Here is a 16,859-nt window from a genome sequence, read left to right as displayed (position 1 = left end):
AGGTCACCGCCCGGCGAGCGCCTTGATCTTTTCGCGCAGCATCCGCGCCATGTTGCGGGTGTTGCGGTAGAGGTGCAGCTGGGCAGCGACCTGGCGGACGTCGCGGTCGCGCGTCTGCTGCAGGCCGATGACGAGTGTTCCCATCTCTTCGCGTTCCTGCCAGAAGCGGCTCATGATCGGGTGGTCGGGAACGGCGCAGGAATCCGAGCGGGCGATGTTGGCGTCATCGAGGTGCCATTCGGTCAGCTCCGCCAGCAGCAGCTTGCCGGGCGAAAACTTCGCGTAACGTTCGTCGTAGGCCGTCTTCCATGTATAGGCCTCGCCCGACATCAGGAACACCACCATCGAGGCGATCGCCTTGCCGTCGAGATCGAGCGTGTGGATGCGGACGCTGTCTGCTTCGGCGAGGTTGGTGATTGCCTCGCGGGCAAAGGCTGCGCGGAACCGGTCCAGCACCATGGCGCTCCGCTCGCGACCCTTCCAGCCGGACGCTTCCAGCGCAAGGAACTCCTCCATGCGAATGCGGATCTCGCTCGGCTGGCGCGCGACCGAATAGGCAAGCTGCCCGCGTTTTTCCAGCTGATTCCATTGGCGTCGCAATTCGCGGAAATGTGCCGGGCTGATCGATTTCTTCAGATAAGTCGGACCGTCGAGCAGGCTTTCGAGCATCGGCCGGCTGAACGTGTCGGTTACCGTCAGCGGCAGGTTCCGGCCGATGGCGACGGCGCGCGCCAGCTGCGCGAACTTGCCCTTGAGGCGTAGATCCGGCAGCACGAGAACCGGGGGGAGGCTTGCCGACGGATTGGTCAGGGCCTCGAACAGGTTGTCGATGGTTTCGGCGGCGTCTTCGGCATCGAGCAGCGGCACGCCAAGCGGACCGAAGGGATTGGACCAGGCGCGGATGATCGAGGCGCCAATCGAAAAACCGGGCTTCTCGATCGAATACGGCATCAGGAAGCGCATGCGGCTGCGGCGCTCGTCATTGTCCCTTATGATGGCCAGCCGGATCACGCGTTCCTCGAGCCTGGGCATCGCCGGCGCCAGGAAATGGCCGGTGAAGAACACGTTCGGCTCAAGCGCCCGGTTCGACAGGAAGTCGAGCTCACGCTGCAATTCGTAGCCGGCCTTGGCCGGGTAGATCGAAAGATGCCGTCCGGGGCGCCCGACCTCGAGCATGTGCTCGGCCTGCGGATGGGAGTGGCCCATCGGTGCCAGCCCGCCAAGAATGCGAGCAGCCCTATCGTCTGCGTCAGCGGGAAGATTGGTATTGCCGATCATGGATGGATCGCCCCGTTGTTGTCATGGCTCGAACGCCCGCTTGCGAAAGCGAAGAGTGCGAAGCCAAAGGTGCGCCTTACGGCGAAATGAAGCAGCATAGCCTCGACGAACATAGCACCGGCGGTTGCAAATGCAGCACCGGTTAGTCCGAAAAGTGGAATGAGGCACAAGTTTAGCGTGATGTTGGCCACCAGTGCGCCGGCGTAAAGGATCACGCAGAGCATCTGCTGGCCGGCCATCGTCAGCAGGATTTCGGCAGGTCCGATGAAGGCCTTGGCCATGATGCCGGCAAAGAGGATGGCCATCAGCGGCAGCCCGCCGAGGAAAGCGGGACCGAAGAGCGAGAGCAGGAAGGGGCCGGCAAGCAGGACCGCTGCGCCGACCATGAGCGACGGCCAGAATGCCCAGCGCGCGCTTTCGACGGCGATGCCTGCCAATTGCCTGCGGTCGCGTGCGGCCATGGCGCCTGCAATCCGTGGGCCGGCGGCCGCCTTGACTGCGAACATGACGAAGTGCACCAGCGCCATCGTCTTGGCGGCGGCGAAATAGACCGCGACATCGTCGGGCTTGAGATAGACGCCGACGATGACGACGTCGGAATTGGTGAGCAGGAAGCCAAAGCCGTCGATCAGGAAGATCGGCACCGCGACCTTGAGCCATCGTCCCATTTCGATGCGAAGCGGGCCGCTGACATAGCGCGAACGCAGGCGCCAGGTGAGGGCGAGGAATTGGCTGACGGTCGTGACATAGGCGGCGGCCATGGCTGCCGCGATGGCGGTCGGCGCCGTATGCGGCTCGCCCATCGTTGTTGCCAGCACCATGAAACCGAGCACAAGCAGCGGGCGAATGATGAATGTCGGGCTCATTGCCGAAAGCGGCCAGCCATGGGCGCGGGCGGTGCCGTCCATCACATCGCCAAGCGCGATCATCGGCAATGTGAACAGGCCGAGATAGAGCGGAACGAGATAGTAGTCCTCGATCCGGTCGGCGAAGAGCCACAACCCCAGGAAGCCGACGATGGCCAGTGTGCTTGCCGACATCAGCGCAAAGATCCGGGCGGTGGTCGTCAGCCCGCGAATTTCAGCGAGCGCGGAGGTTGCCTGATACTCAGGCAGGAAGCGGATGACGGCGGAATGGAAGCCGACGCAGGACAGGTTGCCGAACAGGATCACCAACACCCAGACGAAGACGAAGATGCCGTATTCGAACTCGCCCATCAGGCGTGCAAGAATGATCTGGGAGAGGAATGCGATTGCGGCGCTGAGGATGCGGATGACGAAGGCGACAAGCGCCATACGTCGCGCCGTATTCTTCGGGTCCTGTTCGGTCAGGGCGGCGACCAGCACGCCGATGAGCGGAGACAGGCGGTGTCGCAGCGCCGACGGCAGCATTCGTCCGGCTGTTTGACATACCGCCATGAACACGAGAACACCCTGAGATTACGCAATACAGGGTTTGGTTGTGCCAGATCAGCGTTAACAAACGGTTCAGTCGGGGTCCTTGCCTCAGGGAAAGGGGCCGATCGGATGCTGCTGGATCGCCGGCCGTGAGCACGATGGTCGAACGGCAAAGCGGGCAACTCTGTGCCTGGCGACAGGGCGGTCTGCGCGCTTTGCGGCCCCACAAACAAAAATGCCGCCCGGAGGCGGCATCTTCAGATCAGGCTTCGTAAATTCCGTGGCAATGCTTGTACTTCTTGCCGGAACCGCACGGGCAGGCTTCGTTGCGCGAGACCTTGCCCCAGGTCGACGGATCGGCCGGGTTGCGGTTTGCCGGTGCGACCGCCAGCAGCGAGTCGGAGCCGCGACCGAAATCGTCTTCGCCGGTCAGAGGGTCGATATGGTGACCTTCCATCAGCGGCGGCGCCGGCTGCGGCGCCTCGGCCGCTTCGCGGACCAATTCGACGCGCATGAGCTGGGCCGTCACGGCCTGGCGCAGGTTGCCGAGCAGGGCCTGGAACAGTTCGAAGGCCTCGGACTTGTATTCCTGCAGCGGGTCGCGCTGGGCATAGCCGCGGAAACCGATGACCGAACGCAGATGGTCGAGATTGACGATGTGTTCGCGCCAGAGGTGGTCGAGTGTCTGCAGGATGACCGAGCGCTCGACATATTGCATGATCTCGGGACCGAAACGCTCGGCACGGTCGGCAACCGCCTTGTCGGTGGCCGCCGTCACACGCTCGAGGATGTCCGCCTCGTCGATGCCTTCTTCGGCTGCCCATTCGGCGATCGGCAGGTCGAGGTTGAGGTACTGCTGCACGTCGGCCTTGAGGCCTTCGACGTCCCACTGCTCGGCATAGGCCCGCTCGGGGATGCGCTTGGAAACGATGTCCTCAATGACTTCGGTGCGCATGTCGGTGACGGTTTCGGTGACGCTCTCGGCATCCATCAGCTCGATGCGCTGCTCGAAGATCACCTTGCGCTGGTCGTTGAGCACGTCGTCGTACTTCAGAAGGTTTTTGCGGATGTCGAAGTTGCGGGCTTCGACCTTCTTCTGCGCACGCTCGAGCGCCTTGTTGATCCAGGGGTGGACGATCGACTCGCCTTCCTTGAGGCCGAGCTTCTGTAGCATGCCGTCCATGCGGTCGGAGCCGAAGATGCGCATCAGGTCGTCCTGAAGCGACAGGTAGAACTTGGACCGGCCGGGGTCGCCCTGACGGCCGGAACGGCCGCGCAGCTGATTGTCGATACGGCGGCTTTCGTGGCGTTCGGTGGCGAGAACATAAAGTCCGCCGGCTGCCAGCGCCTTTTCCTTCAGCTGCTGCACCTCGGCGCGGATCGCCTGTTCGCGGTCGTTGCGCTCGGGGCCGGGCTCGACCTCTGCGAGTTCCTGCTGGATGCGCATGTCGACGTTGCCGCCGAGCTGGATGTCGGTACCGCGACCGGCCATGTTGGTGGCGATCGTCACCGCACCCGGTACACCGGCCTGGGCCACGATGAAGGCTTCCTGCTCGTGATAGCGCGCGTTCAGCACCTGGAAGTTGTCGAACCCGGACTTCTTGAGCAGATCGGCAAGCTGTTCGGACTTCTCGATCGACGTGGTGCCGACCAGCATCGGCTGGCCGCGCTCGTGCGCCGACTTGATCTCGTCGATGATCGCCTTGAGCTTCTCGCCCTGCGTACGATAGACTTCGTCGTCCTCGTCGATACGCTTGATCGGCAGGTTGGTCGGAACTTCAATGACTTCCAGGCCGTAGATGTTGCCGAATTCTTCTGCTTCGGTGGAGGCCGTACCGGTCATGCCGCCGAGCTTGGAATACATGCGGAAATAGTTCTGGAAGGTGATCGAGGCGAGCGTCTGGTTCTCGGGCTGGATCTGCACCTTTTCCTTGGCTTCGAGCGCCTGGTGCTGGCCTTCGGAATAGCGGCGGCCCGGCATCATGCGGCCGGTGAACTCGTCGATGATGACGATCTCGTCGTTGCGTACGATGTAGTCCTTGTCGCGCTGGAACAGCTTGTGGGCCTTGAGCGCGTTGTTGACGTGGTGGACGATCGCAACGTTTTCGATGTCGTAGAGCGATTCACCCTTGAGCAGGCCGGCCTGCTTCAAGAGGTTTTCAAGCTTCTCGGTGCCTTCTTCGGAGAAGTTGGCTGAGCGCTGCTTCTCGTCGATCTCGTAGTCTTCCGGCGAGAGCATCGGAATGAACTCGTTGATCGTGTTGTAGAGATCGGAGCGGTCGTCGAGCGGGCCGGAAATGATCAGCGGCGTGCGCGCTTCGTCGACGAGAATCGAGTCCACTTCGTCGACGATGGCGAAGAAGTGGCCGCGCTGGACCATCTGCGCGCGCTCATACTTCATGTTGTCGCGCAGATAGTCGAAGCCGAGCTCGTTATTGGTTGCGTAGGTGATGTCGCAGGCGTAGGCCGCGTGGCGCTGGTCGTCGGTGAGGCCGTGGACGATCACGCCGGTCGACAGGCCGAGGAAGCTGTAGACGCGGCCCATGGTGGCGGCGTCGCGCTGGGCCAGGTAGTCGTTGACGGTGACAACGTGCACGCCCTTGCTGGCAAGCGCGTTGAGATAGACGGGCAGGGTCGCGACGAGTGTCTTGCCTTCGCCGGTCTTCATTTCGGCAATGGCGCGCTCATGCAGGATCATGCCGCCGACCAGCTGCACATCGAAGGGGCGCAGGCCGAGGACGCGGCGGGCCGCCTCGCGGGCAACGGCAAAAGCCGGTACCAGCAGATCGTCGAGCGTCTTGCCGTCTGCGAACTCTTGGCGGAACTCCACGGTCTTGGCGGCGAGTGCCTCATCCGACAAAGCCTTCATATCGGCTTCAAGAGCGTTGATGGCATCCACTCTGGCCTTGTAGCCACGCACACGGCGTTCGTTGGAGGAGCCAAACAACTTGCGGGCTAGGCCGCCGAGACTGACCATATGAATGGTCCTTTCTTTTTTGTTGCCTTGGGTTCCACTGGCCGCACCGTCAAAACCGCGCAATGCCGTGAAACGCCCGGAAACTGTTCTGGACGCGAGGTTGCGTGACAGATAAGAGGGGGGTCGAATTATGTCAACGCACTTGCGTGGCTGGACGGCTACAGAACCGCCACATTCTGGTGGTGTTCAGCCGCTACGAGCCCAATGCAATCGCGTTGACGGCCAAAGGTGAAAGGTTACGAGCATGTCGAAGTTTAAGACCCTGGCCGCTGCGGCCCTGGTTGCGGCGATCGCCGTTCATGGTGTCGCGCGCGCCGAAGATGCGGACCCTGTCATCGCCACGGTCGGTGGCGAAGAAGTGCGCCAGTCCGAGCTCAACCTCGCCCTTGGTGGTCTCGACCCGCAGCTGCAGCAGATGCCGGAAGACCAGAAGCGCGCCGCAGCACTTTCGGCTGTCATCGACGTCAAGCTTCTGTCGAAGACGGCCGAGAAGGAAGGCCTTCAGGACGACGCGGCCTTCAAGCAGCGTCTGGCCTACCTGACCGAGCGCGAACTGCACAACGCCTTCTTCAAGAAGCACGTCGTCGACGCGATCACCAAGGAAGAGGTGAAGGCACGCTACGACAAGGAAATCGCCGCGGTTCCGGTGCAGGAAGAAATCAAGGCACGTCATATCCTCGTCAAGACCGAGGAAGAGGCCAAGGAAATCATCAAGGAACTCGACGCCGGCAAGAGCTTCGTCGAGCTGGCCAAGGCCAAGTCCTCCGATCCGAACAAGGATGACGGCGGTGACCTCGGCTACTTCACCAAGGGCCGCATGGTTCCTGAATTCGACGCCGTCGTGTTCACGCTCGATAAGGGCGCCTACACCAAGACGCCGGTGAAGACGCAATTCGGCTTCCATGTCATCCTGGTCGAGGACAAGCGTCCGCAGGCCCCGCCGGCGCTGGAGCAGGTCGAGCCGCAGGTTCGTCAGCTTGTCATGCGCGACAAATACGTTGAGCTTCTTACTGCTGCCAAGAAGGACGCCGGTGTCGAGATTTCCGATCCGGCTCTGAAGAAGGCCTACGACGAGGCCAACAAGGCGCAGGAAGCCAAGTAATTTCGACCGGCGGGTTGTGCTTTAGGCAAGGCTCGCCGATCTACGTTTCTTGTCGATGCCCGACGGCCCGAAAGCCGCTCGGGCATTTGTCGCAACGCCACCTTGACCCCACGTTCTTCACGCAGGTTTCCCATGTCCGGTTCCGTCTCTCCGCTCGCTCCGAAAACCTTTGCCGAAATGCCCGCCTTGCGCGGTGTTCGCATGGCAACTGCCGCCGCCGGCATCAAGTACAAGAACCGTACCGACGTGCTGATGATGGTTTTCGACAAGCCTGCGGCTGTTGCCGGCGTGTTCACCCGCTCCAAGTGCCCGTCAGCGCCTGTCGACTTCTGCCGCCAGAGCCTTGGCGGCGGCGTTGCGCGTGCGGTTGTCGTCAATTCCGGCAATGCCAATGCCTTCACCGGCAAGAAGGGCCGCGACGCGACGGAACTGACCGCGAAATCGGCGGCGAAGGCTGCCGGTTGCGCCGAGAGTGAGGTGTTTCTGGCCTCGACCGGCGTCATCGGCGAACCGCTGGACGCGACGAAGTTCGCAGGCGTGCTCGACGATCTCGCCGCTGCCGGCCGCGAAGACTTCTGGTTCGAGGCCGCCAAGGCGATCATGACCACGGACACCTATCCGAAGGTCGCCACCCGCAGCGCAGAGATCGACGGCGTGAAGGTGACGATCAATGGCATCGCCAAGGGTGCTGGCATGATTGCGCCTGACATGGCGACGATGCTCTCCTTCGTCGTTACCGACGCCGACATCGCGCCAGCGGCGCTGCAGGCGCTGCTTTCGGCCGGAGTCGGCCCGACGTTCAATTCGGTTACCGTTGATAGCGACACGTCGACGTCCGACACCCTGATGCTGTTTGCGACCGGTGCTGCTGCCGGCGATGGCCAGCGGAAAGTGACGGATGCTTCCGATGCGAAGCTCGACGCCTTCCGGGCGGCCCTCAACGATCTGTTGCGCGATCTGGCTCTCCAGGTCGTTCGCGACGGCGAAGGTGCGCGCAAGATGGTTGCCGTTACGGTGGAGGGTGCCGAGAACGACGCGGCCGCGAAGCGCATCGCGCTTTCGATCGCCAATTCGCCGCTGGTCAAGACCGCGGTTGCGGGTGAGGACGCCAATTGGGGACGCGTTGTCATGGCCGTCGGCAAGTCCGGCGAGATGGCCGAGCGCGACCGGCTGGCCATCTGGTTCGGCGATGTGCGGGTCGCCGTCGAGGGCGAGCGCGATCCTACCTATTCGGAAGCCGCCGCCACGGCGGTCATGAAGGCGCAGGATATCCCGATCCGCGTCGATATCGGGCTTGGTGCCGGACGTGCGACGGTCTTTACCTGCGACCTCACCAAGGAATATGTCGAGATCAACGGCGACTACAGAAGCTGACGTCTTCGCGCGCAGTCTTTTCCCCGGGGCTTGCAGCTCCCCCGGGGCTTGCAGCTCCCAAAGCTGCTCGCATTGTCGGTAATTGGTTTGGCCTGTTGGGGGTAAGCAGATGACATCGATCGAGACCCAGCCGTCCGCAGGCGATGCCGCGGCTGAAGGCAAGGACAAGCGGATGGTTGATCTTCCGAGCGTACGGCGGCTTGAGGCCGTCGGCTTTCGCGCCTGGCCGGCGGCGTCGGTCCATTATGACGGCAGCTGGCTGATCCGGCTGAATGCTGGCCACGATTCCAAGCGTCTCAATTCGGTCAACCCGCTCGATCCCTCCGATTACCGCGACATCCCTGTTCGATTGGAAAAGGCTGCCAGGCGCTTTGCCGACTACGACCGGCCACTGACCGTGCGACAGACGCCGCTGACGCCGCCGCAACTGATCGCCCACATGGATGCCGAAGGCTGGACCGCCTTCTCCCATAGCACCGTGATGATGGCTGATATCGCCGAGCGCGACTTTGGTGATGGCATTGACCATCTGCCGATCAAGGACGTCGGCCGCTTCGTCGACGCACGCATCCGCATCGGCAAGGAAGACCCCAAGACCAAGGCGGCACTGGCCGAGATCATCAATTCGATCAAGCCGGAGAGCGGGCTGTTCCTGTTCGAGGACGTGGAAAGCGGGCCGACGGCGGTATCGCTCGTCGTTCAGGACAACGATCTCGCGGGCATCATGCTGTTTGCCGTTGATGAGCATTTCCGTCGACAGGGGCTGGGCAAAGCCATGCTCGACGTTTCGTTGCGCTGGGCGCGCCTGCGCGGCGCCAAGAAGGCATGGCTACAGGTCGAGGCAACCAGCGAGGCGGCGTTGGCGCTTTATCGCAGCGCCGGTTTCCGCGATGTCTACAGCTATCTCTACCGCACGCCGAAAGCTTGAATGATGGACGCTATCGGAAAGAAGATCGTTCTCGTCGCGGCTTGCGCCTTGGTGGATTCTGATGGCCGCATCCTGCTGGCGCAGCGTCCTGAGGGCAAATCGCTTGCCGGCCTCTGGGAATTTCCCGGCGGCAAGGTGGAGCCCGGCGAGACGCCGGAGGAAACGCTGATCCGCGAACTGGACGAAGAACTCGGCATCCAGACCAAGGTTGCCTGCCTGGCGCCGCTGACCTTTGCCAGCCATACCTACGACGATTTTCACCTGCTGATGCCGCTCTATGTCTGCCGTCGCTATGAAGGCGTGGCGATTGGGCGGGAGGGCCAGGCGATCAAATGGGTGCGCTCCAAGGCACTGCGCGACTACCCGATGCCTCCTGCCGATGAGCCGCTCATCCCATTTCTTATGGATTTGCTCTGAACCTACCCAAAAACCGACCGATTATTAATCGATCGTTTATCTCCCTCCCGCAAAGATAACTTCAATTCAGTTTCGGTGCGTAACGTTCAGCGAGCGGCGTATCGGTTTCGGACAATGTGGCAAACGAAGCTTGGGAAGGATGCTCCCGTTCGCCGCACCTTCTGCGTTTGTGAGGCTTGGATGGTAGACGACGATTTCTGGAGGACGGTTCAGGAGAAGGACATGGCGACGAGCCAGTCCCGCCGGACAGGCGTGCTCAATCTGTCGCTGCTGTTTGGAACAGCGGTGATTGCACTGACGTTGATCCTGACACCGATGCTGTCCTCGAAGACGGACAAGCGCATGCTGGCGAACACGCCGGTGGACTACGACAATATTTCGACCGGCTCTATCCCCTCGAACGGCACCACCAAGCGCTATACCGTGCGCCGCAGCGTGCTTCAGGAAATGCCGGGTGCGGTCTGCATCATCGATGCCGACGGCAGCAAGAGTGGCTGCTGATCCGGGCGGCGCGTCGGACTGGTTCCTTGCGTGTCTGCCGGTCGGGAAGTGAGTTCCAACCGGGCTGGGGACCTATGGACACGTTGAAGCGCCTTATTCGCGATAGAAGCGCGGCCACAGCGATCGAGTACGGTCTCATCGCAGCGATCATTTCTGTCAGCCTGCTTCTCGGAATGGAGCAGATACAGGCAGCGCTTACGGCCATCTTCGAGCTGTTGACAACGACATTCCAGAACGCAATGAGTTGACGTTGATCGGACCGGACGCTTAGCGCGTTTCCGCTTTGGACGAGGTCGCAGAGCGCGCCACCTCTTTGTTTTTACGCATTTCCTGGCGGAAAACCGCTGGCACTTTTCCTGGAAATGCTCCTAGACCGGTCTTTCCTTCGTCCCAAGAGCCTCCGACAGCCGCTGTTTGGCAGAGCCCGGCTTCAGCGGTTTCTGCTGGCTTTCGTGCGGTGCCCAGCCTGAGAGGTAGACGACGGAGAAGGTCGCGCGGATGCGGCCGTCCGGGTCGGAGAAGCGCTCGGCATAGATTTCCGCAGCCCTCAGGAAAAAGCGCCGGGACACGGGTGTCCGGCTGCGCGCTGTAAGCGGGCTGGTCATGCCCATCGCCCGCAAATCCCGGATCAGCGCGAAGAGCGAATCGTAGCGCACCGTATAGGTCTCTGCGTCCGCCACCGGCAGGGCAAAGCCCGCCCGCTGCAGCAATGCGCCCATGTCGCGAACGTCGGCGAAGGGAACGACGCGCGGGCTTGCGCCCCCGGTCAGCTCGGCCTCGGCGGCAAGCAACGCCTCGCGCAACTCGTTCAGCGTTCCATTGCCGGGAATAGCTGCCAGGAACAACCCGTCCGGCTTCAGCGATCGGCGCGCCTGGATGAAGGCGCCGGGCGTGTCGTTGGTGAGATGCAGCGACAGCGGGGAGACGAGAAGATTGAGTGTCTCGGGCTCGGCCGGGATGCGCTCGAGTGGCGCAATCGCGACCGGCATGGCGGTCGTGCCGAAGCCTGGATCCGTTTCCACCCGCTCGACCGTTCCGACCTTGCCGGTTTCCAGAAGCCGAAGGGCTGTTGCGCCAGTGTAGCCGTGCAATTCCATAGCCCTGTCGAACTGTCGCTCGACGACGCTGACACGGTCGGCCAGCTCCTGTGCGACGATATCGAGGAGGAAGGCTGCCTTGGGGTCGGCATTGCGCAGCGCCCGGCGACGGTGGGCCTCGACAAGGCTCTGGTCAAAGATGATTTCCACGGTACTCTGCTCCGGCAGCATGATTGCTTCCCCGGATCGAAACCGATTAAGGGAGTAAACATGCAGAATTTCAAAGTGCTACAGCGTCCTGCAAAGAAACCCACACGACGGCAAAGTCAACCTCATGAACTGGGAAGAGCGGCAATTTGGCCTGGCGGATTGCCTGGCCTTTCTGCGGCGGATCGGCGTTGATCTCATCGACGTCGTATACCCGCCCGTCTGCTGCGGTTGTGGACGCCTGATGGGTCGTCACCGGGCCGTCTGTGCGCCCTGCTGGTCGACGCTTCAACTGCTCGAGCGGCCCTACTGCGAAATCCTCGGCCTGCCGTTTGCCCATGATCACGGCGAGGGAACGGTGTCGCCCGAGGCGATCGCCGATCCGCCGGTGTTCGACCGCCTGCGCTCCGTTGCGATCCACGAAGGCATCGCGCGTGAACTCGTGCATGGGCTGAAATATCGGGACCGCACCGATCTTGCTCCGATGATGGCGGAATGGATGGTCCGGGCGAGCGATGGTGCCGTCGCCTCCGCGGATGCGATCATCCCGGTGCCGCTGCATGCCTTCAGGCTCTGGGGGCGCAAATACAACCTGGCGGCAGAGCTTGCCCGTTCCGTCGCCGCACTGTCCGGGCGGCCCTACCTGCCGACAACGCTTCGCCGGATCAGGCGCACGACCAAGCAGGTCGGGCTCGGCGCCAAGGCGCGTGAAGACAATGTTCGCGGCGCCTTTGCCGTCACCGAAAGCGGCAAGCAAGGTCTCGTCGGAAAACGCATCGTTCTCGTCGATGATGTCTATACCACCGGCGCCACCGTTTCGGCCGCGACCCGCGCGCTGAAGCGGGCGGGGGCCGGCCACGTCACGGTTTTAACCTTTGCAAGAGCCATGTCCGGTCTTATATGACAAATGGAAGTCCGGCATCGTTGCCGGTGAAGGAGCGGTTAGGAAACATGGCTTCGGTCGTTATTTATACGCGTCAGTTCTGCGGCTATTGCTCGGCTGCCAAAAAGCTTCTGGAAACCAAGGGCGTCTCGTTCCTCGAGCATGATGCAACCTACGATCCGCAGGTGCGCCAGAAGATGATCGAGAAATCGCATGGCGGAACCACATTTCCGCAGATCTTCATCAACGATATCCATGTCGGCGGCTGCGACGATCTGCACGCGCTCGAGCGCGCCGGAAAGCTCGACGAAATGCTCGTCGCCTAGACCGTTGCCGCTTTGGATGGAGTGGCGAAGCGCTCCATCTCATAAGCTTTGCGCATTTCCGACGGAGAGCTGCTTCGTGCCTTTCCGGGAAATGCCCTGAGGAGCCAGACTGCGATGACATTCAAGGCTGCCGCCATCCAGATGTGTTCTGGCGTCGATCCGGCACGAAACGCCGAGACGATGGCACGGCTGGTGCGCGAGGCGGCTGGTCACGGGGCGATCTATGTCCAGACGCCGGAGATGACGGGTGCGCTCCAGCGCGATCGTGCCGGCTTGCGGGCCGTACTCAAGGACGAGGCAAACGATATTATCGTTCGCGAAGCGGCAGCGCTTGCTGGCGAACTCGGCATTCATCTGCATGTGGGCTCGACCGCCATTGCCCTTGCCGACGGCAAGATCGCCAATCGCGGTTTCCTCTTCGGTCCGGATGGGGTGAAAATCTGTGACTACGACAAGATCCACATGTTCGACGTCGATCTCGACAATGGCGAAAGCTGGCGCGAGAGCGCTGCTTACACCCCGGGCAGCACGGCACGCCTTGCCGACCTCGATTTCGGCAAATTGGGCTTTGCCATCTGCTACGATGTTCGCTTCCCCGAGCTGTTCCGCCAGCAGGCGGTTGCAGGCGCAGAGGTGATGTCGGTACCGGCCGCCTTCACCCGGCAGACGGGCGAAGCGCATTGGGAAATCCTGCTGCGCGCCCGTGCCATCGAAAACGGCTTCTTCGTCATCGCCGCTGCACAGGGCGGCGTGCATGAGGACGGGCGTGAGACCTTTGGCCATTCGATGATCGTCGACCCCTGGGGCAAGGTGCTCGCCGCAGCGGGTGCTGCCGGCGAGGGGATCGTGCTGGCTGAAATAGACGTGGCCGCCGTGCATGTGGCCCGCGCCAAGATCCCGAACCTCAGGAATGCCCGCAGCTTTGGGCTGGATCATGTCCTGCCGACCGGAAAAGGAGGCGTTGCCGCTTGATTCGCTACACGCTTTCCTGCGATCAGGGCCACGCTTTCGAGGGCTGGTTCTCGTCGAGTGACGATTTCGACCGCCAGATGGAGCGCAAGCTCGTCTCCTGTCCCACCTGCAATTCCACGTCGGTTGCCAAGCAACTGATGGCACCGTCGGTCGCGACCGCCCGCAAGAAGGAAGCGACGCGGGCATTGGTCATGGACCAGGCGCAGAAGGAAACCGTCGCGAAAATCCGCGAACTCGTCAAGGCGGTGCGCGACAATGCCGAGGATGTCGGTGACCGCTTTCCCGAAGAGGCCCGCAAGATCCACTATGGCGAGACGGATGGACGCGGCCTGATCGGCAAGGCGACCGTGGAAGAGGCTGTCGCGCTTCTCGAAGAGGGCATCGCGATCGCGCCACTGCCGGTGTTGCCCGACGAGGTCAACTGACCTGCAGAGCGCAATGCCTGCTCGCGCCACCGACTTTCAGCGCTCTCAGGCGAAATCTAGCAAACACCCTTTAAAAACAGATCGTTGGTTCCCATTTCCGGATCTTTGTAATCCGGGATTTTGAGCGCTATGGATCTTTCCGACCTTCGCATTTCCACCGACCGCCTGACGATCAGGCATTTTGCGCCTGAGGATTTCGACGGGTTCCATGCCTATCACCGGCTGCCGGAGGTTTACCGCTATCTCTATGCCAATCCGCTTGACGAGGACGGCGCGCGCGCAAAATTCGCCAAGGCGAGCGACCCGCGTCTCGATGCGGATGGCGATGTCGCGGTTTTTGCGGTCGAACGGAGGCAGGATGGCGCGCTTGTCGGCGAGGTGCTGTTGAAGCTCGCCAGCAAGGCGGCGCGGCAGGCTGAAGCCGGCTACATCTTCAATCCGGCATTTTCGGGCAAGGGCTATGCCACCGAAGCGATGCGGGCAGTGCTCGACCTGGGTTTCTTCCAATTGAACTTCCACCGGATCTTTGCCCGTCTCGACCCGCTCAACGCCGGTTCCGTCGGGGTCGTCGAGCGGCTCGGCATGCGCCGTGAGGCGCATCTGATCCAGAACGACCTGTTCAACGGCCAATGGGGGGACGAGTTCATCTACGCGCTGCTTCAGCATGAGTGGCAGGCGCGGCCGAAGGTGGCTTGAGGCGCTACAGCGCCGTGCGTCAAATATGACGCACAAAGGACGCTGTAGCGTTTTAAACTTGCTGCATAATTTTGTCCTTAAAATCGGATCCGATTTAAGGAACTATGCAGTAGCGCTAAAAGCAAAGCCCCCCGGCGAACGGCGTCGGCGGAGGGCTTTGCATAGGATTTGATGCGGATGCGAAGGGCCGGCTGCGTTAGAGCGGGCGCTTGGCGACAATCATGTAATTGACGTCCATGTCCTTCGACAGGTTCCACTGGTTGGACAGCGGATTGAAGAATACGCCGGTGCGTTCGGTCAGTTCCAGGCCGCTTGCCACCAGCGGTTTTTCCAATTCCTCGGGGCGCACGAGCTTTTCATATTGATGCGTGCCGCGCGGCAGCCAGCGCAGAACGTTTTCGGCGGCGAAGATGGCCAATGCCGCCGCCTTCATCGTGCGGTTGATGGTGGCGACGAACATCAGGCCGCCGGGGCGAACCATATGGGCGCAGGTGGTCATGAAGAAATCGACATCGGCGACGTGCTCGACCACTTCCATGTTGAGAACGATGTCGAAGCTTTCGCCCGCTTCCGTGAGGGCTTCGGCCGTCACGGCCCGATAATCGACGTTAACGCCGCTGCCGGCCGCATGGGTCTTGGCAATGCCGATATTCTTTTCCGAAGCGTCCGCGCCGACGACGTCAGCGCCCATGCGGGCCATCGGCTCCGACAGCAGCCCGCCACCGCAACCGATATCGAGCAGGCGCAGGCCCTTCAGCGGCTGCGGGCTCTTCGGATCGCGGCCGAAATGCTCGGCAACCCTGTCGCGGATATAGGCAAGGCGCACCGGATTGAACTTGTGCAGCGGCCGGAACTTTCCCGTCGGATCCCACCACTCGGCGGCCATGGCCGAAAAGCGGTCTACTTCGCTCTGGTCGATCGTCGTGCGCGCTGTCTCGCTCATGCTGCCGTCTCCTTCATTCTGCCTGATGAAGTCGGACGATCGGGCAGGGATGTCAAGAGGCGGACCCTGGCCGCAACAGCGCATCGGGAGCGGCCGCGGGGCGAGCGCCCCGATCAGACATCCGGCTGCGGCTGGTAATGCAGGATGACGACGCCGGACTTGAGCGGTCGCGTGTGGGTGAGCTTGAGGGTGGTGCGCGTCGGCAACGATTTGAACAGAGGCACGCCGCCGCCGAGCAGTACCGGATTGATGCCAAGCCGGTATTCGTCGACAAGGCCCTTTTCCACCAGGCCTGCGGCAAAATCGGCGCTGCCGAAAATGAAGATGGTACCACCCCCAAGCGCCTTCAGGTGTTCGACTTCGGCGACCGCGTCGCCGGTAACGAGCGTGGTGTTGTGCCAGTCGGTGCTTTTGAGGGAGCGGGAGAAGACGTATTTCTCGACGCCGTTCATGAAGGTGGCGATATCGCCTTCGGCTTCGGGCCAGTAAGACGCCATCATCTCATAGGTCACCCGGCCGAAGAGCAGCGTATCGGCCTCAAGCTGGGTCTCGCCGATATAGGCTGCGAGTTCGTCCTCGAAGACGAACCAGCTGATGTCATGGCCTGGTGCTTCGAAGAAGCCGTCGACACTGACCATGTCCCACATGATGACCTTGCGCATAGTCGTTCCTCCCATTCTCCCTTGCCGCTATTTGCGGCACGGTTCGTTGATGAGCGGATCATCGCAAAACTGATTTTATATTGCAAGTGGTTTTATTTTGATATCGGAAAGTCCCGGACGACCATCAAGCCGATCATGGTATCGTCCCGCACTCGACGGCGGGCTTGCGTGAGGAGGGGACATGCACGCGGAAGGCAGAATCGGTTGGGCAGTAGAAATGATCGCACCGCAACCATCGGACTGGCTGCTTGAGATCGGCTGCGGTCACGGTGTCGCAGTTACGGGCGTTTGCGAGAAACTGGCCGATGGGCGGATCGTTGCGATCGATCGCTCTGCGAAGATGATCGCGGCGGCGAAACAACGAAACGCCAGCTATGTCGCGGTCGGCAGGGCAGACTTTGAGGCTATTGAGCTGGCGCGAGCGGATTTTGGCGACGCGCGTTTCGATGCTGCTTTCGCCATCCGTGTCTGTGTCTTTGCAAGGGGCGATCCATCGCGCGAACTGGCGGTACTTGCGCAGGTTCTCAAGCCGGACGGGCGGTTGCTGATCTTTGACGACGAGCCGTCGGGCAGTGCCGAAGACATTTCCAGCCGGATCGAAGCCCGCCTTGCCGATAGCCGATGGAGCGTGGCAAACGTCAGGACCCATCGGGTCGACCGCAGCGACGTCGTTTGCGTGATCGCACGACCGGGTCAATCCGAAAACGGTCGCCTCGGATGAAAGTACTGGACGG

At 61.8% G+C, this 16,859-nt stretch carries 18 protein-coding genes; 12 read left to right on the top strand and 6 right to left on the bottom strand.

Annotation, left to right across the window (positions count from 1 at the left end):
- Nucleotides 1–3 precede the first annotated feature (3 nt).
- From C6558_RS28910 to secA, 3 genes are all read right to left on the bottom strand, one after another.
- On the bottom strand, nucleotides 4–1,278 hold the full coding sequence (locus tag C6558_RS28910) for a GNAT family N-acetyltransferase (RefSeq protein WP_025424563.1): 1,275 nt from the start codon (nucleotides 1,276–1,278) through the stop codon (nucleotides 4–6).
- Nucleotides 1,275–2,696 (bottom strand): lipopolysaccharide biosynthesis protein, encoded by a 1,422-nt coding sequence (locus C6558_RS28905; RefSeq protein WP_038575631.1) that lies wholly within the window; start codon nucleotides 2,694–2,696, stop codon nucleotides 1,275–1,277. The genes C6558_RS28910 and C6558_RS28905 overlap by 4 nt, the downstream gene beginning before the upstream one ends.
- A 241-nt stretch (nucleotides 2,697–2,937) precedes the next feature.
- The gene (gene secA, locus C6558_RS28900; RefSeq protein ID WP_025424561.1) at nucleotides 2,938–5,652 is read right to left on the bottom strand and encodes a preprotein translocase subunit SecA; all 2,715 of its coding nucleotides are present in this window, start codon (nucleotides 5,650–5,652) and stop codon (nucleotides 2,938–2,940) included.
- A gap of 244 nt (nucleotides 5,653–5,896) precedes the next feature.
- On the opposite strand from secA, the gene C6558_RS28895 reads away from it, so the two are divergent.
- The 6 genes from C6558_RS28895 to C6558_RS28870 all read left to right on the top strand — a co-directional run bounded on the left by C6558_RS28895 (nucleotide 5,897) and on the right by C6558_RS28870 (nucleotide 10,222).
- A complete protein-coding gene (locus tag C6558_RS28895; RefSeq protein ID WP_057217353.1) occupies nucleotides 5,897–6,754 on the top strand; it encodes a peptidylprolyl isomerase in 858 nt (285 codons plus the stop codon).
- A gap of 132 nt (nucleotides 6,755–6,886) precedes the next feature.
- Entirely contained in the window at nucleotides 6,887–8,128 is a 1,242-nt protein-coding gene (gene argJ, locus C6558_RS28890) for a bifunctional glutamate N-acetyltransferase/amino-acid acetyltransferase ArgJ (RefSeq protein WP_025424559.1), read from the top strand.
- A 109-nt stretch (nucleotides 8,129–8,237) separates the two neighbouring features.
- On the top strand, nucleotides 8,238–9,056 hold the full coding sequence (locus tag C6558_RS28885) for an N-acetyltransferase (RefSeq protein ID WP_057210235.1): 819 nt from the start codon (nucleotides 8,238–8,240) through the stop codon (nucleotides 9,054–9,056).
- 3 nt (nucleotides 9,057–9,059) lie between these two features.
- Complete coding sequence (mutT, locus tag C6558_RS28880) at nucleotides 9,060–9,473, top strand: 8-oxo-dGTP diphosphatase MutT (protein ID WP_025424557.1); 414 nt, start codon at nucleotides 9,060–9,062, stop codon at nucleotides 9,471–9,473.
- 180 nt (nucleotides 9,474–9,653) lie between these two features.
- Entirely contained in the window at nucleotides 9,654–9,974 is a 321-nt protein-coding gene (locus C6558_RS28875) for a hypothetical protein (RefSeq protein ID WP_057210232.1), read from the top strand.
- 74 nt (nucleotides 9,975–10,048) lie between these two features.
- Nucleotides 10,049–10,222, top strand: coding sequence for a Flp family type IVb pilin (locus C6558_RS28870; protein ID WP_063963353.1), 174 nt, complete (start codon nucleotides 10,049–10,051; stop codon nucleotides 10,220–10,222).
- 120 nt (nucleotides 10,223–10,342) lie between these two features.
- Here the strand turns inward: C6558_RS28870 and C6558_RS28865 are convergent, their stop codons facing one another.
- Complete coding sequence (locus tag C6558_RS28865) at nucleotides 10,343–11,221, bottom strand: SAM-dependent methyltransferase (protein WP_025424555.1); 879 nt, start codon at nucleotides 11,219–11,221, stop codon at nucleotides 10,343–10,345.
- 124 nt (nucleotides 11,222–11,345) lie between these two features.
- Between C6558_RS28865 and C6558_RS28860 the strand changes: the two genes are divergently transcribed.
- From C6558_RS28860 to C6558_RS28840, 5 genes are all read left to right on the top strand, one after another.
- The gene (locus C6558_RS28860) at nucleotides 11,346–12,122 is read left to right on the top strand and encodes a ComF family protein (RefSeq protein WP_057217351.1); all 777 of its coding nucleotides are present in this window, start codon (nucleotides 11,346–11,348) and stop codon (nucleotides 12,120–12,122) included.
- A 47-nt stretch (nucleotides 12,123–12,169) separates the two neighbouring features.
- The gene (gene grxC / locus C6558_RS28855) at nucleotides 12,170–12,427 is read left to right on the top strand and encodes a glutaredoxin 3 (protein ID WP_038575627.1); all 258 of its coding nucleotides are present in this window, start codon (nucleotides 12,170–12,172) and stop codon (nucleotides 12,425–12,427) included.
- Nucleotides 12,428–12,541: 114 nt separating this feature from the next.
- Entirely contained in the window at nucleotides 12,542–13,399 is an 858-nt protein-coding gene (locus C6558_RS28850; protein ID WP_025424552.1) for a carbon-nitrogen hydrolase family protein, read from the top strand.
- On the top strand, nucleotides 13,396–13,824 hold the full coding sequence (locus C6558_RS28845; RefSeq protein WP_057217349.1) for a DUF1178 family protein: 429 nt from the start codon (nucleotides 13,396–13,398) through the stop codon (nucleotides 13,822–13,824). Before C6558_RS28850 ends, C6558_RS28845 begins: the two co-directional genes overlap by 4 nt.
- Before the next feature lie 129 nt (nucleotides 13,825–13,953).
- Nucleotides 13,954–14,520, top strand: a complete 567-nt coding sequence (locus tag C6558_RS28840) for a GNAT family N-acetyltransferase (protein ID WP_025424550.1) — start codon at nucleotides 13,954–13,956, stop codon at nucleotides 14,518–14,520.
- A gap of 196 nt (nucleotides 14,521–14,716) precedes the next feature.
- On the opposite strand, the gene ubiG is transcribed toward C6558_RS28840, so the two are convergent.
- Together ubiG and C6558_RS28830 are read right to left on the bottom strand one after the other, a co-directional pair.
- Nucleotides 14,717–15,463 carry a bifunctional 2-polyprenyl-6-hydroxyphenol methylase/3-demethylubiquinol 3-O-methyltransferase UbiG gene (gene ubiG, locus C6558_RS28835; RefSeq protein WP_025424549.1) on the bottom strand — a complete coding sequence of 249 codons (747 nt, stop codon included), beginning with the start codon at nucleotides 15,461–15,463 and terminating at the stop codon, nucleotides 14,717–14,719.
- Between the two features lie 113 nt (nucleotides 15,464–15,576).
- Nucleotides 15,577–16,125, bottom strand: coding sequence for a dihydrofolate reductase family protein (locus tag C6558_RS28830; RefSeq protein ID WP_025424548.1), 549 nt, complete (start codon nucleotides 16,123–16,125; stop codon nucleotides 15,577–15,579).
- Between the two features lie 217 nt (nucleotides 16,126–16,342).
- Between C6558_RS28830 and C6558_RS28825 the strand changes: the two genes are divergently transcribed.
- Nucleotides 16,343–16,846, top strand: a complete 504-nt coding sequence (locus tag C6558_RS28825; RefSeq protein WP_158268966.1) for a methyltransferase — start codon at nucleotides 16,343–16,345, stop codon at nucleotides 16,844–16,846.
- The last annotated feature ends 13 nt before the right edge of the window (nucleotides 16,847–16,859 follow it).

Source organism: Ensifer sp. NM-2 (assembly GCF_003024455.1).
In the GTDB taxonomy this organism is placed as follows: domain Bacteria; phylum Pseudomonadota; class Alphaproteobacteria; order Rhizobiales; family Rhizobiaceae; genus Ensifer; species Ensifer canadensis.
This window is presented reverse-complemented; position numbering and strand designations above follow the sequence as displayed.